Source organism: Paenibacillus rhizoryzae (assembly GCF_059686995.1).
Genome location: NZ_JCAALT010000005.1, coordinates 323,140 through 347,712, shown reverse-complemented (window position 1 = coordinate 347,712; position 24,573 = coordinate 323,140). Strand labels below are relative to the sequence as shown.

Annotated in this window: 23 protein-coding genes; 22 read left to right on the top strand and 1 reads right to left on the bottom strand. The window is 51.6% G+C overall.

Going from position 1 to position 24,573, the window contains the following annotated elements; all coding sequences use genetic code 11:
- The first annotated feature begins 9 nt into the window (after positions 1-9).
- Positions 10-597, top strand: coding sequence for a guanylate kinase (locus AC6ESO_RS17035; RefSeq protein WP_497092398.1), 588 nt, complete (start codon positions 10-12; stop codon positions 595-597).
- 60 nt (positions 598-657) lie between these two features.
- On the opposite strand, the gene AC6ESO_RS17030 is transcribed toward AC6ESO_RS17035, so the two are convergent.
- The gene (locus tag AC6ESO_RS17030) at positions 658-1,515 is read right to left on the bottom strand and encodes a helix-turn-helix domain-containing protein (RefSeq protein ID WP_497092397.1); all 858 of its coding nucleotides are present in this window, start codon (positions 1,513-1,515) and stop codon (positions 658-660) included.
- 81 nt (positions 1,516-1,596) lie between these two features.
- On the opposite strand from AC6ESO_RS17030, the gene AC6ESO_RS17025 reads away from it, so the two are divergent.
- From AC6ESO_RS17025 to AC6ESO_RS16925, 21 genes are all read left to right on the top strand, one after another.
- On the top strand, positions 1,597-2,667 hold the full coding sequence (locus AC6ESO_RS17025) for a Gfo/Idh/MocA family protein (protein WP_497092396.1): 1,071 nt from the start codon (positions 1,597-1,599) through the stop codon (positions 2,665-2,667).
- A 22-nt stretch (positions 2,668-2,689) separates the two neighbouring features.
- Complete coding sequence (locus AC6ESO_RS17020; RefSeq protein WP_497092395.1) at positions 2,690-3,571, top strand: sugar phosphate isomerase/epimerase family protein; 882 nt, start codon at positions 2,690-2,692, stop codon at positions 3,569-3,571.
- Positions 3,572-3,595: 24 nt separating this feature from the next.
- The gene (locus AC6ESO_RS17015) at positions 3,596-4,435 is read left to right on the top strand and encodes a sugar phosphate isomerase/epimerase family protein (RefSeq protein ID WP_497092394.1); all 840 of its coding nucleotides are present in this window, start codon (positions 3,596-3,598) and stop codon (positions 4,433-4,435) included.
- 347 nt (positions 4,436-4,782) lie between these two features.
- On the top strand, positions 4,783-5,763 hold the full coding sequence (locus AC6ESO_RS17010; RefSeq protein ID WP_497092393.1) for a BadF/BadG/BcrA/BcrD ATPase family protein: 981 nt from the start codon (positions 4,783-4,785) through the stop codon (positions 5,761-5,763).
- 1 nt (position 5,764) lies between these two features.
- Entirely contained in the window at positions 5,765-6,502 is a 738-nt protein-coding gene (locus tag AC6ESO_RS17005; protein ID WP_497092392.1) for a sugar isomerase domain-containing protein, read from the top strand.
- Complete coding sequence (locus tag AC6ESO_RS17000) at positions 6,499-8,145, top strand: protein O-GlcNAcase (RefSeq protein ID WP_497092391.1); 1,647 nt, start codon at positions 6,499-6,501, stop codon at positions 8,143-8,145. The genes AC6ESO_RS17005 and AC6ESO_RS17000 overlap by 4 nt, the downstream gene beginning before the upstream one ends.
- 22 nt (positions 8,146-8,167) lie before the next feature.
- Positions 8,168-9,472, top strand: coding sequence for an ABC transporter substrate-binding protein (locus tag AC6ESO_RS16995; RefSeq protein WP_497092390.1), 1,305 nt, complete (start codon positions 8,168-8,170; stop codon positions 9,470-9,472).
- Positions 9,473-9,546: 74 nt separating this feature from the next.
- Entirely contained in the window at positions 9,547-10,428 is an 882-nt protein-coding gene (locus AC6ESO_RS16990) for a carbohydrate ABC transporter permease (RefSeq protein WP_497092389.1), read from the top strand.
- A 33-nt stretch (positions 10,429-10,461) separates the two neighbouring features.
- Positions 10,462-11,310 carry an ABC transporter permease subunit gene (locus tag AC6ESO_RS16985; protein ID WP_494821278.1) on the top strand — a complete coding sequence of 283 codons (849 nt, stop codon included), beginning with the start codon at positions 10,462-10,464 and terminating at the stop codon, positions 11,308-11,310.
- A gap of 16 nt (positions 11,311-11,326) precedes the next feature.
- Entirely contained in the window at positions 11,327-12,736 is a 1,410-nt protein-coding gene (locus tag AC6ESO_RS16980; RefSeq protein ID WP_497092388.1) for an NTP transferase domain-containing protein, read from the top strand.
- A gap of 91 nt (positions 12,737-12,827) precedes the next feature.
- Positions 12,828-13,955 (top strand): GNAT family N-acetyltransferase, encoded by a 1,128-nt coding sequence (locus tag AC6ESO_RS16975; RefSeq protein ID WP_497092387.1) that lies wholly within the window; start codon positions 12,828-12,830, stop codon positions 13,953-13,955.
- Between the two features lie 40 nt (positions 13,956-13,995).
- Positions 13,996-15,228, top strand: coding sequence for a Gfo/Idh/MocA family oxidoreductase (locus AC6ESO_RS16970; RefSeq protein WP_497092386.1), 1,233 nt, complete (start codon positions 13,996-13,998; stop codon positions 15,226-15,228).
- Positions 15,225-15,785, top strand: coding sequence for a GNAT family N-acetyltransferase (locus tag AC6ESO_RS16965; protein ID WP_497092385.1), 561 nt, complete (start codon positions 15,225-15,227; stop codon positions 15,783-15,785). The genes AC6ESO_RS16970 and AC6ESO_RS16965 overlap by 4 nt, the downstream gene beginning before the upstream one ends.
- A complete protein-coding gene (locus tag AC6ESO_RS16960) occupies positions 15,775-16,656 on the top strand; it encodes a protein phosphatase 2C domain-containing protein (RefSeq protein ID WP_497092384.1) in 882 nt (293 codons plus the stop codon). The genes AC6ESO_RS16965 and AC6ESO_RS16960 overlap by 11 nt, the downstream gene beginning before the upstream one ends.
- Complete coding sequence (locus tag AC6ESO_RS16955) at positions 16,653-17,540, top strand: SMP-30/gluconolactonase/LRE family protein (protein WP_497092383.1); 888 nt, start codon at positions 16,653-16,655, stop codon at positions 17,538-17,540. Before AC6ESO_RS16960 ends, AC6ESO_RS16955 begins: the two co-directional genes overlap by 4 nt.
- Positions 17,541-17,591: 51 nt before the next feature.
- Positions 17,592-19,313, top strand: a complete 1,722-nt coding sequence (locus AC6ESO_RS16950) for a dihydroxy-acid dehydratase (RefSeq protein ID WP_497092382.1) — start codon at positions 17,592-17,594, stop codon at positions 19,311-19,313.
- Positions 19,314-19,336: 23 nt separating this feature from the next.
- Complete coding sequence (gene gucD / locus AC6ESO_RS16945; protein WP_497092381.1) at positions 19,337-20,803, top strand: alpha-ketoglutaric semialdehyde dehydrogenase GucD; 1,467 nt, start codon at positions 19,337-19,339, stop codon at positions 20,801-20,803.
- Positions 20,804-20,843: 40 nt separating this feature from the next.
- A complete protein-coding gene (locus AC6ESO_RS16940; RefSeq protein ID WP_497092380.1) occupies positions 20,844-21,608 on the top strand; it encodes an SDR family NAD(P)-dependent oxidoreductase in 765 nt (254 codons plus the stop codon).
- Between the two features lie 19 nt (positions 21,609-21,627).
- Positions 21,628-22,794: a M20 family metallopeptidase gene (locus AC6ESO_RS16935; RefSeq protein WP_497092379.1), complete on the top strand. Its 1,167-nt coding sequence runs from the start codon at positions 21,628-21,630 to the stop codon at positions 22,792-22,794.
- A 14-nt stretch (positions 22,795-22,808) separates the two neighbouring features.
- Positions 22,809-23,744: a U32 family peptidase gene (locus AC6ESO_RS16930; protein ID WP_497092378.1), complete on the top strand. Its 936-nt coding sequence runs from the start codon at positions 22,809-22,811 to the stop codon at positions 23,742-23,744.
- 28 nt (positions 23,745-23,772) lie between these two features.
- Entirely contained in the window at positions 23,773-24,546 is a 774-nt protein-coding gene (locus AC6ESO_RS16925; RefSeq protein ID WP_497092377.1) for an MgtC/SapB family protein, read from the top strand.
- Positions 24,547-24,573 lie beyond the last annotated feature (27 nt).

Genomic DNA, 24,573 nt, shown 5'->3' with positions numbered 1-24,573 from the left:
GCTGTGACGATGAGTGAACAGAAGGATCGCGAGCTGATTTTCGTATTTACGGGACCGGACGGCTCCGGACGCAAGACAGTAGCTGACAGTGTAGGCACAACACTCGGTATTACCAAGGTAATCTCGTATGCGACACGCAGACCACGTTCGGGAGAAGTGAACGGTCAGGATTATCACTTCATCACCCCTGAACTGTATGATCAATTCGATGCCGACGGCGATTTTATTGAAAGCGTTACCGTCAATGGGAATCGCTACGGGTTACGGGGCAAAGACATTGCGTACAGCCTGAAGAAGGGCGGCAGCATCTATTTGATCCTGAATCACGAAGGTGCCCATGCGCTGAAGGATATGTATGGTGAGCGGGTAGTGCGGCTGTTCATTTATGCAGATCGGCGAACCGTACAGGAGAGGCAAACCCAAGAGGGAATCGACCCCGACATCATAAAATCCAATTTGGATCAATATGAAACCGCGATCCGCTATCAATCTCGGTGCGAGCACGCTTTCGAGAACTATGACCTTGCGCATACCGTATTTGAAATTTCCAACACGCTGGAGAGTTATTTGGATCGGAATTTGGAAGAACGTGATTAGTGAAATGAACGACGTATGAGCCCGTCCCTTTTCGTAAGGGGCGGGCTTTTGGTCATCTCGTTATCCCATCCGGGAGCGATAAGTCGTCGGTGCCGTATCCGTTAGCTTTTTGAACAATCGGGAGAAGTAAAACATGTCCGAATAGCCCAGGAGCGACGCGATTTCCATGACGGTTTTGTCCGTGTTGAGAAGCAGCTTCTTGGCCTCCGCTACTTTGAGCCGGTGAACAAACTCGCCAAGCGGATAACCCGTATAGTCGTGCACGATTCGTCTTAACGTCGGAATCGAGATATGATGCCGTGCTGCGAGCGCGATGCTGTCGAGCGGCTGGTAGACGGTGCTGGACAAGTCGTCCAGCAGGTTATGCACGAACAAGGCGCGGCTGCTCGTCTGCGTCTGATTGAAGCGCAGCGACATGTCGAAGAGCAGCGATTCCAGCGCGAGCGCGGCTCGATCTTGATTGGCGGGAACGGCGCTGTCCATGAGCTGGAAGATGAGCTCGATTTTGCTCAGGAAGCTCTCGTCGGTTCCGACGAATTTCACGAGCTCGGGATGCTCGTACCAGTTCGCAAGCCATTCTTCTACACGTTCGCCCTCGAGTGCAAAATAATACTCATCCCAGTAGCCATCCGTCTCCGGTCCGTATTGAAACACCGCGCCGGGGTACAAACAGAAGAGCGATCCGGCCTCGACAATTTGCCGATCCTCAGAGTCGGTTTGGTAGTATCCGCGACCTGCTCCGATATATACGAATGACCAACGGTCAAATTCGGCGTTCTCCCGCCTGGAAGTGCGTCCGGGCAAATGGCCGGCGTTCGTGATCATCAGCGATTTCACGCGCAGCTTCTTCACATCAACCATGCAGTCGAACAGGCGCATTGGAAGCGGACTGATCATATTGTCCATGTAGGTTGGCATGGTGTGCATTCTCCCATCCTTCATCACAAGGTAAACTCATTATAACGAAAACGATTACAGAAGGGAAAGGTTGATCAAATCATGACAACAGCGGAAAAGAAGTTAAATATAGGCGTAATTGGTGCCGGTTCGATTTCGGGTGCGCATCTGGGGGCCTATGCTTCCAACAAGGATGCTGTTCTTGTAGCGATTTGCGATAAGAACGAGGCGCGTGCTCAAGCGGCGGCCGACAAGTATGGCGCTGCTAAGATCTACACGGATTATCGTGAGCTGCTTGCTGATCCCGGCATTGATGCCGTAAGTATTTGTACTTGGAATAACACCCATGCTGAGATCGCGATTGCCGCGCTGGAAGCGGGCAAGCATGTTTTGTGCGAGAAGCCGCTTTGCAAAACAGTCGAAGAGGCGGAACGCGTACAAGCGGCAGTTGAAGCCACGGGCAAATTGCTGCAGGTTGGTTTTGTGCGCCGTTATGCTTCGAGCATTGAGGTTCTGAAACGCTTTATCGATGCCGGCGATCTTGGCGAAATCTACTATGCGAAAGCAACATGCCTCCGCAGACTTGGTAACCCGGGCGGCTGGTTCTCCGATATTGAACGATCCGGCGGCGGTCCGCTGATCGATCTTGGCGTTCATATTATTGATATCTGCTGGTACCTCATGGGCAAACCGAAGGTGAAGTCGGTCAGCGGCAATACGTACCGTAAACTCGGCAACCGTTCGCACATTAAGAATCTGGGCTTCTATAAAGCCGCGGATTATGATGCAGAGAAGAACGATGTCGAAGATTTGGCAAATGCGATTATCCGCTTCGAGAACGGTGCTTCCTTAATGGTGGATGTCAGCTTCACGCTGCATGCGCAGAAGGATGAACTGTCCGTGAAGCTATATGGCGATCAAGGCGGAGCAGAAGTAGAGCCGGCGCTTGTTATTATGGGCGAGAAACACAATACGATCGTGAATACGACGCCGCAGGTGGATCACGCTACGTTTGATTTCAACGATGCGTTCGGCCGTGAAATCGGACATTTCATCAACGGCTGCCTTGGCCGTACAGAGACGTTGAGCCCTGTTCAAGATGGCGTAGAAGTAACGCGCATGCTGTGCGCAATCTATGAGTCGGCTGCAAAAGGGACCGAAATTCATTTTTAAACAGAAGGGTTGTTAATGAGCGATGACGATTCATTTATCCAATAAAATAGGCGTTATTGTGGACAGCTTCGGTATTGGCGTCCGTGAAGGATTGTTGAAGGCTAAAGAAGTCGGCGCAGAAGGCGTGCAAATCTATGCGGTATCCGGTGAGATGGACCCTGCGAATATGGATGCAAACGCCAGACGCGAGATGCGTTCGCTTATCGACGGACTGGGGCTGGATATCTCGGCACTATGCGGCGATCTGGGTGGACATGGCTTCCAAGATGCTGCAGCCAATCCGCAGAAAGTGGAGCAATCCAAGCGAATTCTTGATCTGGCTGTCGAGCTCGGCACCAACATCGTGACGACGCATATCGGTATCGTACCGGACGATAAGAACAGTGCAATCTATGCGGCGATGCAGCAGGCATGCGAGGAGCTTGGGCAATATGCGAAGAGCTTGAATGCTTATTTTGCGATTGAGACAGGTCCGGAACCGGCCGCCCACTTGAAGAGCTTCCTAGACACGCTGAGCACGAACGGCGTTTCCGTTAACTTCGATCCTGCGAATATGGTTATGGTCACCGGGGATGATCCGGTACAAGGCGTGATTACGCTGAAGGATTATATCGTGCATACCCATGTGAAGGATGGCCGCAGACTGCGTGTGGTCGATCCGCGCCAGGTGTACGGGTTCCTAGGCTATCAGAAAATGACGCATGAGCATATTGCGGAGATGGCTGCCGGCGGATTGGATTTTGAAGAGGTGCCGCTTGGCGAGGGCGCTGTTGATTTTAATGCCTATTTTGCTGCCTTGCAGTCCATTGGTTATACAGGTTACTTGACTATCGAACGTGAAGTCGGCGCGAAGCCGGAGCTGGATATTCGCAGAGCGGTCGAGTTTATTAAACAGTACCGCTAGGGTGCTGATCGGGGGATATGGACAATGAAAATCGCAATTAGTGTATGGAGCTGCCATAAATATTTGTACGACGGATCCTGGCAAAATGCGGACTTTATCGATTACGCCGCATCGGTTGGCGCGCAAGGCGTGGAGCTGCTCAGCGTGTTCTGGAATAAGGAGAGCGACGTGCCTGCGGTTCGCGAAGCATTGGCTCGCACGGGCATTAAGCTGGCATGCTTCGGGGCTTGCAATGATTTCGTGAAAACGACGGCTGAAGAGCGTGAGGTGCAGCTGCAGGATATCATATTGGCTGTTGATATGGCAGTCGAGTTCGGCGCAGAGGTCGTTCGGGTGTTTGCGGGCGATCGCAAGGAAGGCATTAGCTACGAGCAGGCGAAAGGCTGGATCGTGGAAGGGCTGGCGCAAGGCGCTGCATATGCAGAGAGCAAGGGCGTCGTGCTCTGCTTGGAGAACCACGGCATCTTCGCCGGGAAATCGGAGCAGGTGCAGGATATCATCACATTGGTCGGTTCGCCGGCGCTGCGCAGCACCTTCGACATGGGCAATTTCTTGCTCGTCGACGATGTGCCGGCACAAGCTTTCGAAGCGCTGCATCCGTTGATCCGCCACGTGCATGCCAAAGACTTCGCGCGCGTGGGCGAAGATCAGAAGGAAGGCGTGCTGCGCGCGCTTAGCGGCCAGCCATTCGTTGGCACTGTGCCGACGGAAGGCGACGTTGGCGTTGCCTCGATCGTCGCCAAGCTGGCCGGCGTAGGCTACGACGGCTGGATGAGCGTCGAGTACGAAGGCCTGGAAGAGCAGAAGAGCGGCACAGCCAGAGCGGTAGAGAAGCTGGCGCAAGCCGTTGCTGCAGCGAAGTAAGTTGAGATGAACCCCGGACCACCATGCATGGTTGCGCATGGTGGTCCGGGGTTTTTTGTTTGCGGAGGTAATGCGAATATGACGTACCGTACTGCAGCGAAGAAAGCCCAAAACTACGGAATGATGACATCTAAAATCGAAATAGGATTGAATATGTCAAAGAGTGATAGATTTCTTGCCTGCAGATTCGCATACAAAGATTGGTTTTACCATTCTCCCTTAGTACCGATGAGCCTCAACCTGTTCTAAACTGAAGTCATTACAAGTATTGAAGCTGCATGAAAGCGCGTTCGCAGCAGAACGTAGTTCTCGTCATCAAAGCGCTAACGAATTAGGAGTGTAGTGCAATGGCAAGAAAAGAAGTTTTTGTAGGCATTGACGGTGGTGGTACCCGATCGACCGCGATCGCAGTCGATATGGAAGGAAACGTCTTGGCAAAGGTAATAGGCGGATCAATTAATTTCTATTCGATGGGCATGAAACGAGCGCGCGAAAATCTCAAACAAGTCATGAATCGGGTATCAGAAATAGTAAAGATAGACGAATTTGAAAGCGTATTCATCGGAAATTCTGCCCTGAGCCAAGAAGCGACGGCAGCGGTAACTGATGAGTTTACCACAGGCATCATCAATAGCCGGAGCGTTTATATGCACAGTGATACGTATATCGCATTAATGGCTATGACGATCGGTAAACCAGGCATATTGATCATCAGCGGAACCGGCTCGATGGGGATCGCTAAGGGGATGGCCGATGAACTCCTAACCATCGGAGGCTATGGCTATTTGCTCGGGGATCAAGGGAGTGCATATCACATTGCACTTCAAGGGATTCAAGCAGCAGTGGCTGCTGAAGAAGGACTGGCTCAAACGACCGCGCTCAGTGAGGCATTGAAGCGATATTTCGCGGTCCGGGAGATGAGGAAACTCATCGAAAAATTTTATAATCCCCCATTAGATCGACATCTTATTGCCGGCTTTGCCTCCGAGGTTGCCCTATGCGCTGAATTAGGGGATGAGGTTTCGCTGAGGCTGGTAAAGCAGGCGGCGCACGATCTCGCTAACCATGCGATGGAGCTGGAGAAGAGGTTGAACATTAAGGGCGTACCCATCGGAGCAAGTGGAAGCGTTATGACTAAAAACAACTATATCTACGGGGAATTCAAACGACTGCTGAATCAAAATTGTCCTCTATCCGCAGTGAGGAGAATCGAGTTCCCGCCGGAATTTGGCGCGATCTTCGCTTGCTTTCACGAAAACAAGCTGTTATTGGAGCCATCCGTACAAGAACGCATGAAAGTAACCTATGCCTTACAGAAGGAGGTCTAAAGTGAACGCAGGATTGCAGTATATAGACGGGGTATTGGATTTAATCGGCAGGCTGAAGTCGGAAGAACAGGCGCATTTGAGCCAGGCTGCACATCTGATTGCCGATGCGATTGAAGCAGGCCGAACCTTGCACGTGTTCGGAACAGGCCATTCTCATATGCTCGCGGAGGAACTGTTCTATCGTGCAGGCGGGTTAGCATGCGTGAATCCGATCATGGAAGAAGGATTGATGCTGCACCGAAATGCAGTACAAAGCACGGATTTGGAACGGTTGGAGGGGCTTGCGGCTGTTCTTTTCAAGCAGCAGTCTGCTCAAGAAGGCGACGTTATCCTTATCGCATCCAATTCCGGTAGAAATGCGGTGAACATTGAGATGGCCTTAGAAGCGAAGACCAGTGGATTAAAGGTCATCGCCATTACGAGCCTTAAGCATGCAGAAGCATCATCATCCAGACATAGCAGCGGCAAACGGCTGCATGAAGTCAGTGATGTGGTGATCGACAATCATGGATGCATCGGCGATGCGTCGGTGGAAGTTTCAGGATTGTCTATCAAAGTATCACCAACTTCTACCGTACTCGGGGCTTGTATCGTGAACGCGATAGCGGCAGAAGTGGTAGAGCTTCTCGTGCAGCGGGGAATCATGCCGGATCTGTTCGCCAGCAGCAATATGGATGAAGGAGAGGCACATAATCACCGCCTCATCAAAAAGTATAAAGGAGTTGTTCGGAGCCTATGACAACCTTGACCAGCATTTCGTCGCTAGGAGCGAACAGCGGGATCATTCGGAGCTGGTGTGAAAGCAATGGGTTTTCCTATATCACCGACAATAAAGGTGATATCCAAATTACAGCTTTGGAGTCAACTGAAGCGAGATTTAGCTATATTGAAGAAACGTGTTCAATCTCCGATGAGATTTACGAGCTGGCGATCAAAGGTGAGCCGCCTCATTGCGAGGTGACCATTACCTATTCAGGTGAACGAGGACTCCGATACGCGCTGAATGCCATTAGGCAAATGATGAAGCGCGGACAATGGCAGGAAGGTGTGAAATTCGACTATCCGTTGTTTCCGATCAGAGGGATTATCGAAGGATTCTATGGACAACCCTGGAATGATGAGCAGCGTTTAAACATGCTTCGCTTTATTGCTTCGCACAATATGAATACGTACGTATACGGACCTAAGGATGACCTCTATCATCGGGAGCGGTGGCAGGACCTTTACGATGAAGAATCTTATTCCAGGCTAAGCAGCGTTTTTGGCGAGGCTGCTACACTTGGGCTTACATTCTACTACAGCATTGCTCCGGGGCTGTCCATGCGTTATTCAAGCGAAGAGGATTTTGCCGCACTCGTTCGTAAAGTCGGTCAAATCTACGAGCTCGGGGTGAAACACTTCTGCTTGCTGCTCGATGACATTCCGGAGGAGCTTCAACATCAGGAAGATAGCCGGATTTACAGTGATCTAGTAGAAGCACATGTACGATTAGTTAATCGCTTCTATACGGAAATCATGAAGTGGAATGAAGGAATTCGTCTTGTAGTCTGCCCTACGCAATATTGGGGGAAAGGAGACGAGCGGTATATCTCTCAGCTAGGCAGCCGCATCCATCCAAGTATAGAGTTATTTTGGACCGGACGTAATATTTGTTCGCCGGAGATTACACTTAGCGAAGCTGCCGTGTTTACACAGCAAACGCATCGAAAACCGCTCTATTGGGATAACTATCCAGTAAACGACGTGGAAATGACGGATGAGATGCATATCGGCCCCTACCGCCAGAGAGATCGTCATTTATACCGATTTGCACGAGGCGTTATTGCAAACGGGATGGAGTATGCCGAAAGCTCCAAAATTGCTTATGCGACAATCGCAGCTTACTTATGGAACCCGGAGCGGTATGATCCGGAAGCGAGCTGGCGCGAGGCGCTGGAAGAGGCCGTCGGTCAAGCGGATTACGAGCATATGCTCCAATTTGCAGATAACGTTCGCTATTCTTGCTTGTATCTGACTGACTCGCCGATGCTCGCCGCTGAATTGACTCGATTTAACTTTGCTTACTTTTATGGGGACCGTGAGCAAGCCATCGACGAATTGGAACAGTTCATCACCAAGATGAGCGATTCTGCAGCATGTTTATTGAATGGCATGGAGAATCAGCTGCTGCAGAAGGAACTCCAGCGCTGGCTTGTTAAATTCTCTGCCGGATGCGCAGTGCTGAAGGATTGCGTGGACTATATTCGCAGTCAGAATCCAAACGATCTCGAACAGGTCCGCCTCAATTATGAGCGGTATCGCGGTGATCTCACGTATGTGTTTGCCGATGTGCTTTTTTCTTTCTTGAATAAAGTGCTTGATCGATATTTTACCATTGAATAACCATCTGAGAGGGGTTTATAAAATGAAAAAAGCAATTATTGGACTCACGCTTATGACATCCATTGCAGCACTTACAGGGTGCTCCGGAACATCGAATTCAGACACGAACACAGCTGCCGATACAAAAGCAGGCAACAGCGACGAGAAGTTCACGATTCGACTCGCTGACGGCTCTCCGGGCGATGACATGCTCAAGGTATGGAATCAAGTGAAGGACATGTATGAGAAGGCGCATCCGAACGTTACGGTTGAATTCGTTCTGCAAGATCCTCAATTGTATCAAACGATGGGGCTGCCTAGCTTGCTAAATGGCGAGAATGCACCGGACATTTATTTTGAATGGGCCGGCGACAGGCTGAAGACGAGAGTACATGATGGATTTGCAGCAGACCTATCGAGTTATTTGGAAGAAGACGGCCTAAAAGGGAAGTTTACAGAAGGCAATTTCGTTGGCATGGTGTTCGACGGCAAGAAATATATGATTCCGACGGATGCCCAAGTTACGAACGTGATGTGGTACAACAAAAAAATCTTTAGCGAAGTAGGCATAACGCAGCCTCCTGCTACATGGGACGAGTTTATGGCTGATTGCGCGAAGCTTAAAGCCGCTAATTACACGCCGATTACGACGGGCAACAAGGATTTGTGGACGGCTGGCAACTGGAACGCCCATTTGATCTCCCGGGTCGTCGGAGAACAGGCTTATGCTGACGCGATGGAAATGAAGGCTCCGTTTAACACGCCTGAATTCGCTAAGGCCATGAGCTATATGAAGGAAATTTGGGATAAACAATACATTAACGACAGCGTTAACGGTATTAACGATGATGAAGGCGCTGCCTTGTTCTTCAACGGGAAAGCTGCCATGTATCCATCAGGCGGATGGTTTGTTTCCGGAGCTAAAGATCATGCGCCGGATATGGAGTACGACTACTTCAATATGCCGACGATGACTGACGGTAAGGGTGACCAAGGAAGCGTAATCGGCGTTTTGGAAGGCTATGTCGTCAACAAGAATTCCAAACATATTCAAGCCGCTGTCGATTATTTGAAACTGTTTGAATCGCCTGAAGTGGTTACGATGCTGAGCAAAGCCGGCTCATCCATGATTGCTCCGGGATCGGAACCAGAGACCAACCCTACAATCTTGAAGCTTAAAGCTATGATGGACAATACAAAGTCAGTCGTATCTCCTCCCGATACCGGCTACAACCTGGAAGTTGCAGATGCACTAAACTCCGCTACGGCCGAAGTTCTCGGCGGCGTGAGCACTCCGGAAGCAGCACTGGCTAAATTGGATGCCAAAATTGCTCCTCTCAAAAAATAAAGCTTGCCCTGTAAGCCGGCGCCTGTAGCAAGTCGCCGGCTTATTCATTTCAGACATCAGGAGGTCAGGAAGTAGTGCAAAAAAAATTTCGCATAACACCGTATTTGTTCACTGGGCCGGCAGTACTCTTATTCTCCTTTACCATCCTGCTTCCGATTGTAATGACGTTCATCTTCAGCTTCTATGACTGGAACGGCTTCGGAGCCATGAAATTCATCGGCATTGACAATTATATTCGGGCATTTCACGATCATATTTACCTTGTGTCTTACTGGCATATTTTCATCTACATCGTGCTGACGATCTTTCTTGAAGTGTTTGCCGGTCTTTTGCTGGCGGGGCTAATTACCGTGAAATTAAAGGGTTCGGGCCTGTTCCGTGTTGCGTTCTTTACACCGGTTATGCTGCCAATGCTGGTTACCTCCTTTATGTGGAGGTTTGTATATAATTCGGACTTCGGTTTATTGAATGCCATATTGAAATTAGTAGGTCTGGATAGCTGGACACAGGTATGGCTGGGCAATCCGCACACCGCGCTATATGCGCTCTGTATCGTTTCCGGATGGTCCTATGCCGGATTCTACATGACGATTTTTTATGCAGGCATCCAGCGTATTCCAAACGATATTTATGAATCTGCTTATCTGGACGGCGCGACGGAGAGAGACATCTTCTTCAAAATCAAAATTCCAATGATTAAAAATTTGGTGGAAGTTGCGCTTACCCTATGTATTCTTGGCGGTTTCCAAGGGTTTGACCTATTCTATGTTATGACAAATGGCGGCCCGTACAACGCTACTGAAATTGTAACCACGTATTTGGTTAAGGTCGTGTTTACCAACGGGAGCATCGGCTACGGTTCTGCTTTGGCTGTTATCATGACGCTTGTTGTCGTTGGCGTCGGTTTACTATTGAACATGTTAAAGCGCAATGAGAATGAAAAGCTGGAGTATTAATTGCAGTCGACGGAATGAAAGAGGGGCTTAGGCATGGAAACATACACAGTGCGCAAAAGTGGCAGCAATCTTGGTTATCGAATGGCTTTTTATGTATTCATGAGCTTGTTCTCACTGATTTACTTCTATCCAATGATTTGGATGCTATTTTCTTCATTCCGCGGAAATAGCGAGATTTTCAACAAGCCATTCTCGCTTCCGAACAAAATCGATTTCCATAACTGGTCGGAGGCTTGGAAAATCGGCGGCATGAACACCTATGTGCTTAACAGCGTGATCGTGACCTCGCTGACAGTCGCTTTTATCTTACTGTTTGCAAGCTTAGCGTCGTTTGCTTTCAGCAAGCTGAAATTTATGGGAAGCAAATTCATGCTGCTGTTATTTGTGTTTGGTTTGTTCATGCCGCTGCAGTCGTTCTTTATTGCGCAGAACTATCTTTTTGATCATATGCATATTAAAAATACGTATTATGCACTAATTCTGCCTTATGTCGGGATGGGACTTCCGCTTGCGATTTTCTTGCTTAAAGCGTATCTCGATTCGATCCCGAAAGAAATGATGGAAGCGGCAAGAATCGACGGATGTACGGATTTACGCATGTTTGCGAGTGTTATTATGCCGCTGCTCATTCCAAGTTTGGCGACAGTTGCTATCTTCTCTTCGTTGAATGCATGGAATGAGCTGCTGCTTGCTTTGCTGTATGTTCAAAGTGACAGTCTAAAGACAATTCCTGTAGGCTTGCTTGCCTTTTCAAGCAAGCATTTGACGGATTATAAATTGTTGTTCTCGGCACTTACGATCATTACCATCCCGATGATTATGATTTATATCTTCTTCCATAAACATATCGTAAGCGGATTGACGGAAGGATCCTTAAAATAAGGGAGCATAACGCAGTATGAAAACAGCGATTATTTTAGCGGCTGGGCCAGGAACCAAGATGTGGCCCTTTGCGGAAATCCGGCCGAAGGCGATGATACCTGTCGCAACCAAGCCGATTATTGCGCATCAGGTGGAGTCGCTCAAGGAGCTCGGGTTTACGAGAATCGTAATTGTCGGCGGCAAGCTGCACGGGCAGATTCGTAATTATTTCCGAGAGAGCAGGCAGCATGCAGGTGCACGTGAGGATGTTGAAATTATCGTGGTTGCCGATGAGAAGGGGCAAGGCACGGCGCTATCGCTGTCTGCTGCAAGAGCAGCGGCAGGGGATGCGGCCGAGTTCCTCGTATTGTACGGAGACACGCTGCTAGATCCTGCTGACATCGGAGGGTTGCTGGCTTCGTTTGGCCTGCGATCGGAGCGGGAGATTGCCGCTGTGCTTGTCAATCCGCTGCAGGAGCAATCCCCCTCGGATTGGATTTGCTGCAAGCTAGAGCAAGGCTTTGTCCAGCATATTATGGGACATCCTCGCGGCGGCTACACGCATCGCTTTAGCGCATTCGCCTGCAGTCAAGAATTCTGGTCTTATGCAAGCGGCAATTCCGGCTTGTTTACAAGCGTTCAGGTAGGGATGATGCCTCCGTTAGAGGCACACCTCGAGATGTCGCTCCTGGATTGTATGAATGACGGCTATGCGGTACGGGCCGTTGAGACGACAGGTGATTTTGTAGACTTAGACAAGCCGTGGCATATCCTGTTAGCCAATGAGCATGTTGCGCGCAAATCCTGTGCGAAGCTTACGGCTAATGTCCTTGCAGAGGGTGCCTCTATTGATCCCAGTGCATCGATCGACGGTTATGTGCAGCTGGGTGCAGGCAGCAAAATCGGTCGCAATGTCATCATCGAAGGCAACATCATCGTCGGAGACCGGACGGTCATTGAGAATGGTGCCATTCTGAAGGGGAATCATATCGTCGGCAATGATACCTATATTGGGAACTATTGCTTCTTATCCGAGGGTACAACAGTTGGCGACCACTGCGTCATTAACCACTGTGCGGAGCTGGAAGGCGTTATTTTTAACACCGTTTACTTGTACCACTATATGGAGTTTTACGGGGTTATCGGTACCTCTACTGACCTTGGTGCAGCAACAGTATGCGGAACTTTACGGTTCGATGACGGCAGAACGACCCATCGCATCAAAGGACGCAAGGAGACGCCTAGCGAGCACAGCGATGCCATTTATTTAGGTGACTTTGTTCGAACGGGCGTAAATGCCATTCTCATGCCGGGCGTTAAGGTCGGAGTCTATAGTATCGTAGGCTCGGGCGTCATTCTGGAAGAAGATGTGCCTAACCGTACTCTGCTTTATGTGAAACAGGACCTCGTCCGCAAGGAATGGGGGCCGTCGAGATACGGCTGGTAAGTGAAGAAATAGGAACCTTGTAAGAGAGCGGAATGCTCAGGAGTAAAATCTTGTAGCGTGCGCTCTTTTCCTTTTCATAGGGGGTGCAATCGTGGTGGAGTATAGACTCGTATCGGAGGATGAGATGGAAGAGGCGATCAGTCTGGCAGATGCCGTTTTCCTAGCTCCGAATCAAGTATCTATGGGGGAGGCGTTCCCCAATGTTTTCTCAGTCAGTCTGGGGCAGTCCTTTGGCTGTTTCATCGATGGGCGTCTCGTGACCTTCGTCGGCTTCGTGCCGTCTGTTATCCGGATCCATGAGGTGGAACTTGCCGTATATTCCGTGGGAGCGGTATGTACGGATCCCGCTTTCCGCGGAAAGGGGCATGCAGGACGGCTGCTCCGTTTGTTGGCGGATCATGGCCGCGAGGCAGGTGCTGCACTCATGCTGGTATCGGGTGAGGGAGGACTGTATGAGCGGTTCGGATGCCGGCCGTTCGGCCGCGTCGAGACGTTTACACTGAGCAATGTCAAGGCTGATGAGCTTATGGGGAAGAATCGTTCGAACGGTTATCGGTTCCGGGCAATGAAGCCGAGCGACTGGTTTGCGTTTCGGAAGCTGGCCCATACCCGCAGCATTCGCTTCGAGCAAAGCTTATGGGATATGGCAGCGCTGTTGAAAGCCGCGCCGACGGCAAGCATAGGCAGACTGCGACCAGCTATTTGGGTGGCGGAGGGAGACCGTGGACCGGCTGCATTTGCCGTCCTGGCTGTTCCAGGCGCTGCGCGGCCTTTTGACGAACCATCCTTAATTGAATGGGCAGGCGAACCGGAGGCCGTTCTGATGCTCGCAGCTCATGGCATGCAAGCAGCCGGCTGCAGCGTCTTAAACATTACGGTTGAGGCACATGAAGAAGGATTGCTCACCTTTTTGCGGTCACTAGAGCTTGCCGCCAAGGCGGAGCATAACGACGGCACAGCGTTTATTCTTGACGCAGAGGCGCTGCTTGAGCAGCTTTCTCCGCTATTCGGAGCTTCGTGTCCGGTTGCGTATACGGATTCCGAAGGCGCGATTCGTCTCGAGTGGTACGGCCAAGAGTATCCGATGACAGCTGCTGAACTGCTATCGTTGCTGTTCGATGTGCAGCCCATCGGGCAGATTCCGGCTGCGTTGAAGAAGGATTGGGAGGCTATCGTTCCTATTCCGTTCCCGAAACCGAATGGGCTGAATTTCGTCTAGTCTCAGCCAAAATACGAATATAACCTAGGAGGCTACCGTTATGACCAATCAACCGCTGCGCCTGGCCATCGTCGGAGGCAACCGGGGAGGACGGTTCAAACGCACGCTTGCTGCGCTTTCGGACCGGCTCCATCTCGTTGCGATCTGCGATATCAGCGACGAGGTTACCCAGCAATGGAAAGACAATTATCCTTGGATCGAAACCTATCGAAGCTATGAGCTGATGCTGCAAAGCCCGGATATCGACGCTGTTTTCCTGGCTAGTCCGATGCTGCTGCACGCTAGGCAATCCATAGATGCCCTTAAGGCAGGCAAGCACGTGCTATGCGAAGTCATTGCTGCACAAACGCTTGATGACGCTTGGGAACTTGTTGAAACGGTAGAGAAGACCGGACTGACCTATATGATGGCCGAGAATTATTGCTTCGCGCGCTCCAATTTAGCGGTCAAATACATGGCGGAGCAAAAGATGTTCGGTGAGCTTACGTATTTGGAAGGGGGCTATATCCACGATTTGCGGTATAGGGTCCATCATAAGGATGGCTCGTTGACATGGCGCGGAGACCTTCACCATACGTATAACGGAATGAATTACCCAACCCATTCGATCGGGCCAATTTCTCACTGGCTGGGACTTAACGAGGACGGCGGAGATCGGATGAAGAGTATGTCGACATTCGCTTCGAACTCTCGTTCTCTGCAAAACTATTATCAAGAAAAGTTCGGCAAAGACCATCCCGCGTCACAAACGGACTATTGGAAGCAAGGGGACTCTGCCGTCACGAATATCATAACCGATAATGGCGTACTGATCACATTGCGAGTGGATTGGACTTCCGCGCGTCCGCATAATATGCGCCATTACGTCGTACAGGGAACGGAAGGTGCTTATCTGTCCCGGCGTCACGATCAGGAAGACGATCTGGTGTGGTTCAGAGGGCGTTCCGTGCAAGAGGAAGGTACAGCGGGGCGACGTGCGGATGATGAGCGCGATGAGATGTGGGATTCTCTGGCCAAGTATCAGCCTGAGTTCGATCATCCGATTTGGAGACGCTGGGAGGAACAAGCGCAGGGCTCCGGACACGGCGGGGGCGATTTCTTTGTGCTGGAGGAATTTGTATCCGCAATTCATGAACGGAGAAAGCCGCTTGTCGATGTATACGATGCGGTGACGTGGAGCAGCATCTTTCCGCTCTCGATGCAGTCGCAAGCTAACAACGGACAGCCGGTTGCATTTCCTGATTTCCGCAGAAGTGGAGTGAAGAGCAGATGATGGAGGAAAGAAAGCTGCCTCAGCTGGCAATGCGTTTAGCGAGCTTGTCTGAGTTGCCTGCCTTGGTATTGCCTGAAGGATTTCATCTTCGGCATTTCGAACCGGGCGACGAGTCGAACTGGGAGTCTATTGTGGAGAAATCATTCGGCTGGAACCGAGATTTCAAGCGAAAAATCGCATCCCATCCCTTCTTCAAGCCAGGTCGCGTGCTGTTCATCTGCGATCAGGAGAAGCCTGTCGCTACGGCTTGTGCTTGGCAGGAGCCGCAATGGGAAGCAGATTGCGGCTATTTGCATATGGTAGGCGTCGATCCCGCATATGCAGGCCTTGGACTTGGATATAGCATCAGTCTTGCAGCCTTGCACCGGATGCGGGAAGACGGCAAGAAGCATGCCGTTCTCGAAACAGACGATTTTCGCCTGTCCGCCATTCATATTTATTTGAAATTAGGATACCAGCCTGCTTATGAAGGGGCGGAGCTGCAAGAACGGTGGAAGCAAGTTTATCGTAAGCTGAATGTCGCGTTCGTGGAAGCGAGTGATCGAGATGAGCGATAACACACGGTCAAACCCACTTCCGGCGTTGACGATCCAAGCTGCTACAAGACCGGGCAAATTGGATAAACCGAATGAAGATGCTCTCGTACTGAACGAACGGAATCGTACTTACGGCGTTGTTGACGGGGTATCCTCCATGTCCGGTTACAGCGATGAGGAAGGGAATACGGGGGGATGGATTGCCGCCCAGCTGCTAGCTAAGGAGCTAGGTGTGTCTGCACCGGACTTCGATCTGAGAACGGCGGTTCTCAGGGCGAATTCGCGTTTACTGGTGCGAATGCAGGAGGCCGGCGTCGATATATCGGCCAAATGGAAGCGGTGGGGGGCGGTATTCGCGGTTGTGAAGATCCATGAAAACCACTTTGAATTCGTACAAAGCGGTGATTGTATGTTATTCGCGCGCTACACTGACGGCAGCATCCGTGTATTAAGCCGCAACCAGGTGGCCGGCTTTGATCACCAGTCTTTAATGGCGCTGCAAGAGATGAAAGAATACGGAACGTTGACGGATGAGGAAATCAGCACTCGCATGCGGCCCATCGCAATCATCAATCGCAATAAAGCGAACACGCCGGAAGGTTATTCGGTTATGAACGGCGATCCCCTCCTTGCTTACTTTATGGAGTACGGTCATATTTCACGGGCGAACGTGAGGCGGATTTATGCGGTTTCCGACGGCATGTTTCATTTCATCGAGAATGATGAGGACCCGAGGAAGTGGGAGAAATTCTTGGAAGAACTGGACGATCGGGGAATTGAAGCTTATATGTCGCAGTTGGCCGAACAGGAAGAACTCGACTCCTTGTGCATGAAGTACCCGCGCCATAAGAAATCGGATGACAAGTCGGCAGTCATTGTGGAGCTGAAATGATCCGAGTGGGCGAAGCGGAATTAAAACTAGTTATAGATGCACAAGCTTTGCTCGGCGAAGGCCCTTGCTGGGACGCGTCCGGGCATTGTCTTTATTGGGTCGATATTATGGGTCAGCGCCTTCATTGCTATGATTCGCTCAGGCAGCATAACCGCTCGATTGATGTAGGTCAGCAGGTAAGCGCTGTGGCACTGCGGGAGAAGCACGGAGTTATTCTGGCGCTGAGAAACGGCTTGTACGCGCTCGATCCGGATACGGAGCTGCTCACGTTCCTTCAGGAGCCGGGCTCTCCGTCCCGTTATATTCGCTTCAATGACGGCAAATGCAGTCCTGACGGCCGATTCTGGGTAGGAACGATGTCGGAACGCAATCTTCCTGAAGGCGCGCTGTATTGCTTGAATCCAGATTTGAGCTTGCGCCGTGAGTTCGGTGGCATTAGCTGCTCGAACGGGATCGCATGGAGCGAGGATGGAAGGAAGATGTACTATATCGACACGCTGACCCGGCAGGTAGACGCGTTCGATTACGAGCTTGGCTCGGGAGCGTTAAGCGGTAGGACGGTCGTCATTACGATCCCGGCTAACGAAGGCTTTCCCGACGGCATGACGATCGATGAAGAAGGGATGTTATGGGTTGCCCATTGGAATGGAGGGCAGGTATCGAGATGGAACCCCGCCACGGGGGAACGGCTGGATACCGTCGTTGTACCGGCGTCCAACGTCACATCCTGCGCTTTCGGCGGTGAGCAGCTGGATACGTTGTTCATCACAACGGCACGAGCCGGTCTTAGCGAGGAGGAGCTCGCACTGCAGCCGCTCGCTGGAGGTTTATTCGCAATAAAGCTCGGGATAAGAGGGAAAGCACCCAATGTTTTCAAGGGATAGCGGGCAGAAGCAAGAGTAGAAAAGAGAGCAGAAGAGGATGGGGATGGAGGCATGATATTGCGCAGTCAGGAATGGTTTGACGGGAAGCCTGACCATACGTTCGAGCACCGTTCGTCTATGCGGGCAATGGGACATCTGCCGGAATCGTACATGGGCAAACCGATTATCGGTATCTTCAATTCGTGGAACGATTTCACGAATTGCAACTTGCCGCACAAGCAGCTTGTTGAGTATGTGAAACGCGGCGTGCTCATGGCTGGAGGGTACCCGATGGAGATGCATGCAATCTCAACGCCATCGGACTTTATGAAGCCGTCCGATTTGCCTTACCGTAATTTGATGTCGATGGATATTGAAGAAATGATTCGTTCACTGCCAATTGACGGTGCGGTTCTTCTGTCCGAATGCGACAAGACGACGCCCGCGCAGCTGATGGCTGCGGCAAGCTGCGACATCCCGGCCATTCAATTGGCTGCGGGACACCGCGCTTCTGCGCATATGCAAGGGAAAACAGTCAATTATGGCACTGATACATGGAAATACTTGGACGATTACAACGCCGGATTGGTATCCGATCGTCAGTGGCAGGAGCTCGAGACGAATATTTCCTGCAGCTTGGGCGGCTGCCCGGTAATGGGAACCGCTTCGACGATGAAGAGCCTCTCGGAGATGCTCGGCATGATGCTGCCGGGAACGGCGAGTATTCCCGCCCATCATGCTGCGCGTTACGCGGCGGCGGAGCGGACGGGACGGAGGATTGTGGAGATGGTGCGGGCAGAGCTTCGTCCGTCCAAGCTCATGACGGAAGCGGCGTTTCATAATGCGATTAAGCTCCTTGCCGCGCTCGGAGGCTCCAGCAATGCCATCATTCATTTGACGGCAATCGCCGGTCGTTTAGGCATAAGCTTAAGCTTAGATGCCTACGAGGAACTATCGCGGGACGTTCCTCTGATTGTGAATTTGCAGCCGAGCGGAGCCTATAATATGGACGATTTCCATGTGGCGGGGGGCATTGGAGCGGCGATCAAGCAATTGCTGCCGATGCTGGACGGTGATGCTTTGAGCGTTACTGGAAGGATGATTTCGGAAGAATACGATTACTTCGAGGTGTATACACCCGAGGTTATCTCCTCCGTAGATCAGCCTTTCAAGGAGCAATCCGGATTTAAGGTGTTTAAGGGCAGTTTAGCGCCGGATGGCGCCATTCTGAAGAGAGCGGCGAGCTCCCTTACATTTAAATGTTTCATCGGAAGAGCCGTCGTATTCGAAGACTACGCGGACATGCTGGCCAGAATTAACGATGAAGACTTGGACGTGAGCGCGGATTCTGTTCTGATCATGAAGAATTGCGGCCCAATCGGTGCGGGCATGCCGGAATGGGGGATGATTCCGATCCCGAACAAGCTGCTGAAATTAGGGGTGCGCGATATGGTGCGCATTAGCGATGCCAGGATGAGCGGCACGAGCTATGGAACGGTCATTCTTCATGTCTCCCCTGAAGCCGCGCTTGGAGGACCGCTCGCGATCGTCCGCAATGGTGATGAAATTGGGGTTGATCTCGATAACGGGGTCATCCAATTAAACGTCGATGACAAGACGCTGGCGGAGAGACGGGCCCGATGGCTGCCCCCTGAGTCTCCTCATAAGCGAGGGTTTATGCGGATCTATGAGGATCAGGTGCTGCAAGCGCATGAAGGCTGCGATTTTAAGCATTTGCGTCCGAGAGACAGCTCGGAAGTCAAGCTTGTTCCGCCGGTTGTCGGAAGAGGCTAACATCTATAGAGGAGGATTAGACTGTGACGGTTCAAACAGAAAAGCAAACATTCGGCAACTATATCGATGGTCATTGGACGGCTTCGGTATCCGGAAATGTAGAAGCGAGCATCAACCCAGCCGACCGCCATGAAACGGTAGGCTACTGCCAGAAGTCTGGCAAGGAGGATTTGGATCAAGCCGTTGCCGCCGCAAGAAGAGCCGCGTCGTCCTGGCGTAAATTGTCCGCACCGGCAAGAGGTGACTTTTTATTCAAAGCAGCGAACGTACTTGAAAGCCGAATAGCCGATATTGCGGAGACGCTGACGAGAGAAATGGGCAAAACGTTGGCAGAGGCAAGAGGCGAGACTGCCCGGGGGGTAGCGATTCTTCGTTATTACGCCGGAGAGGGAATGCGGAAGAACGGTGACGTCATCCCGTCAACCGATCCGGACGGCTTGATGTTTACGACTCGCGAGCCGCTTGGCGTCGTCGGATTGATTACCCCTTGGAATTTCCCTGTGGCGATTCCGATTTGGAAAATAGCTCCGGCACTCGTGTACGGTAATACGGTTGTCTTCAAGCCAGCGCAAGATGCGGCGGTCACGGCGGCGAAGGTTGTGGAATGCTTCGCTGAAGCGGGGCTGCCCGCTGGAGCGTTGAACCTTGTGACGGGTTCCGGCTCGGTTATCGGGCAAGGCATTATCGATCATCCGGACGTCGACGGCATTTCCTTCACCGGTTCGGATAGCGTCGGCAAGAAAGTGGCACTCGGTGCGGTTGCGCGCGGAGCGAAATACCAGCTGGAGATGGGCGGGAAGAACCCGGTTATCGTCTGCGACGATGCGGATGTCGATATGGCTGTGGACGCAACGATCAGCGGCGGCTTGAAATCAACGGGGCAGAAATGCACGTGCACCAGCCGGGTTATTGTTATGAGCGGTGTTTACGAGACTTTTAAGGAAAAGCTGCTTCACAAAGTAAGACAGATCAAGGTCGGTCCAGGGATGGTTCAGGATACGTGGATGGGGCCTTGCGCCAGTGAAAACCAGATGGAGACCGTGCTTTCCTATATCGAGAAGGGATCTGCCGAGGGTGCGACTCTGCTTCACGGCGGTTCAAGAATGCAAGGAGAAGATTACGAGCAAGGCTTCTACGTGCTGCCTACGCTGTTCGAGCATGTAAAGCCGGGTATGGTAATTGCGCAAGAGGAAATTTTCGGTCCCGTGCTGGCGCTGATGAAAGTGGAAACGCTCGAGGAAGCGCTGCACGTGGCCAACGGATCGCGGTATGGCTTGAGCGCCTCCTTATTCACGCGAGATGTCGGCCGTGCGATGACATTCATACGTGAAATGGACGCCGGCCTTGTTCGCATAAATGCCGAGAGTGCGGGCGTCGAGCTGCAAGCCCCGTTCGGTGGCATGAAGCAATCCAGCTCCGGTTCAAGGGAGCAGGGGCAAGCGGCGATCGAATTCTATACGTCCATCAAAACAGTGTTCATGAAGCCTTAGCGTATATGGATTCAAGCATAGAGTAGAGGAGGTAATTCTGATGCGATTAGCAGGCAAACGCGTGATCGTGACGGGCGGCGCGCAAGGAATCGGTCATGGGATCGTGGATCGCTTCCTGCGGGAAGGCGCCTTAGTCGCCGTCATCGACCATAACGAATCGGCTATGCTGGCGGCTTCGGAGCAGTGGAGGAACGAAGGCTATGATATTCTCGCATTCGCTTGTGACTTACGAGACAAGCAGCGCTTAACGGAGACGGTGGAGCTCATTTTCTCCCGTTTCGGAGCAGTTGACATTCTGGTCAATAATGCGGGAATCGCCGTTCGCGAATCGTTCCTGGACATTTCCGATGAGAATTGGGAGCGGATCCTGGACGTCAACCTAAGCGCGGTATTCCGTCTGACGAAGCAGGTTGTGAGCAGAATGGTCGCTCAGGGAATCAAGGGAAGTATCGTGAACATGAGCTCCAAAAACGGATTGAGCGGCAGCTCCAAGCTTGCGCATTACAATGCCTCCAAAGGCGGAGGCGTGCTGCTGACGCAATCGCTGGCCGTAGAGCTGGCCCAATACGGCATTCGAGTCAATGCGGTTGCGCCGGGCTTTATTGACACACCGCTGGACCGTGAGCTGCGGAAGAAGGATCCTTCGATTCCAACGATTACATCGAGGACGCCTATGGGGAGATTGGGGACGATTGAGGAAGCGGCGAACGCGTTCTTATTTCTGGCTTCCGACGAGTCCTCGTATATTACGGGAACGACGTTGATCGTCGATGGCGGCCATTTGGCGAATGCCGGCGAAATTTAGAGGGAGGGACCGAGGCGAGATGGAGAAACTTTGGCAGCAAATCGATGCGGAGCGAATTGCGGCGGATACAATGCGTTTGGTCAGCATTGCAAGCCCGACCGGAGATACAAGGATAGTTGCAACGGCGTATGAAAGCATGCTCGTGGAAGCGGGCTGCAAAGTAGAACGCTATGAATTCATTCCTAATAATCCAACACTTGTCGCTACTTTCGAAGGCGATTTATCCGGGACAGGGAAGACGATCTTGTTCAATGGACACATGGACGTGGTCCCGCTGGAGCATGAGCCGGCTCGGCTTGAAGATGGGATTATTCACGGGAGAGGCGCCTGCGATATGAAGGGATCCCTTGCGTGCATCGTTGAAGTGCTGCGCGTGCTGCGCGAGAACAAAGCACAGCTGCCCGGTAAGGTGATCATCGTTGCCAACAGTATGCATGAGAGCCCTGGCGGAAGAGGGGAAGATCTCGCCGCTTTGATCGATAACGTCAAGCTTCATGCCGATGCGGCTATTGTCATGGAGGGGGCAAGATACGATTGCACGATAGCGCAATTGGGGTCGGCTACCTTCGAAATCATGATTCGCAGAGACGGAGATCCGTCCCATCAGCTTTATACGGCTCCGGGCACCCCTCACCCGATTACGGTAGCCGCCGAGATTGTTCGCAGGCTAAACGAGCTAAATCTCCAATTGGAGCAGCATTACATCGAAGATATTGGTTATGCCTCGTATTTTATCGGTTCGCTGCACAGCGGGCAATTTTACAATCAGCATCCCAATCGGGCAGATCTTGTAGGCGTTCGAAGAATCGATCCGCTTATCTCCTTCGACGAAGTAGAGGCGGAATTGCGCGGAGTATTGGATGAGATTGCCGAGCAGTACCAAGTAAACATCGAACTGGACCTGCGCAAGGTCAGGGATGGCTATCGGATTGATAAGCACGACCCAGCCGTATCTGCGCTTCAAGAAGCGATGCACAAGGTTCAAGGCGCGGAGCTTCCGTTGGTTGGCAAGAAGGTGGTCACTGATGCGGGATTCTTCGTCAACGGACTCGGTATTCCTACCGTTTGCCATGGTCCCGATCAAAGCAGCTCGCATGGAGACAAGGAATTCGTACGTCTGTCAGATTTAGAGCAAACGGCGCAGGTGTATTTGCAATTTATACAGGAATATATGAGTCAATCTTAGGAGGTTTCATTCTGATGCAAGAGACGAAGCAGTTTTTGAGCAAGCTGGCACTGCCGGATGGGGATATGCACGACCTGCCTAGCTCCACGAAGAGGTTTCCCGATGGGGCGCAATACCGGATCGAGATTCCTTCCGTAGAGGGACCGGCCTCTCTGCAAGCGGTCGTAGATGCCGCGAAAGAGTTTGCAGTTCCCGTGCACCGCGTTTCCCAAGGCAGCGGAATCATGCTTCTTCTGGATCAAGAGCTTAAGGATATGGCGAGAATCGCCAATCAGCATCAGATCGAAGTCAGCCTCTTTACGGGTCCGCGGGCCTCTTTCGATATATACGCTCAGTCCGCCAATGCCGGCGGGAAGAGCATCGGTCTGCGCGCATCGGGCATGGATCAGGTTGTTTATTCCATTGAGGATGTGAAGCGGGCTTGCGAGCACGGCATTCGCGGCATTCTCGTGGCCGATGAGGGTGTTCTGTGGGCTGTGAACGAGCTTAAGAAAGCCGGGGAGCTCCCAGCCGATCTGGTCGTCAAAGTATCCGTGTCAATGGGAGCCTGTAATCCGATCTCCGTACGACTGATGGAGCAATTAGGGGCAGATACGTACAACGTTCCGACCGATCTGACGCTAGCGAAACTATCCGCTATCCGTCAAGCGGTCGATATGCCGATCGATCTCTATATCGAGGTTCCCGACGACTTCGGTGGCTTCATTCGTTATTATGACATTTGCGAAATTATTCGGGTGGCCGCTCCGGTATATGTGAAGTTTGGTTTACGCAACGCGCCTAATGTGTATCCGTCGGGCACGCATCTGGAAGATACCGTTGTCAAGCTCTCTAGAGAGCGGGTTCGCCGTGCTCGGATTGGCTATGACTTCATTCAGCGGTATAATCCGGAATTAATCATCTCTAATCCGGGAGCACAAGATTTGGGCATTCCATGCACTGCTGAATAAGAAGTCGAAGGCGAAAGAAGGGAAAGGCATGTCGGATGTATGGCATATCTCGCATACGGAAATGGTGTTGCGTCTTCTTTGCGCGACCGCGCTTGGCGGACTGATCGGATTGGAGCGGGAGTGGAGTAATCATGCTGCCGGATTTCGGACGCATATACTCGTATGCATCGGTTCAACGATCATCATGCTGTTGTCGATATACGGCTTTGCAGAATTCGTTACCGAGAGCAACGTAAGATTGGACCCGGCGCGACTCGCCGCGCAAGTGATTAGCGGCATCGGCTTTCTCGGCGCCGGGGCTATTCTTCGCAATGGCTCGTCGGTAAGCGGGCTGACGACGGCGGCTTCCATCTGGGTGGTAGCCGCGATCGGTCTGTGCGTGGGTTCAGGGTTTTACTTCGTTGCTATGGTATCGACTGTATTTGTATTAGTAAGCTTATTCGGGTTAAACAAGCTGGAGAAGCATTGGATGCACGCTAAACGCGTACAGGAGATCGTAGTGAAGGTAAACTTGCGGACCGGCAGTCTTGGGAGCATCGTGTCCGCTTTCGAGGGAAGCGGTTTGTCCATCTACAAATTCTATACCAAGAAAGATGAGAAATCGGATAGCAGCGGAGAAACCGGACAGGTTATCGATCTTCATTTCAGCTTCAAAAACTCAAATCAGGAGAAGCTGCTTCTTGCTATGGAAAGCATCTCCGCACATGATGAAGTGATTTCGCTGCAAGCGCCGCAACAGCTAAGCGCCAAGCAAATGAAGGGGCGGCAAGCGCACCTTCAGCCATCGCATTATCAAAAATGATACGGGGAAAAAGGCGCTGACCGGCTG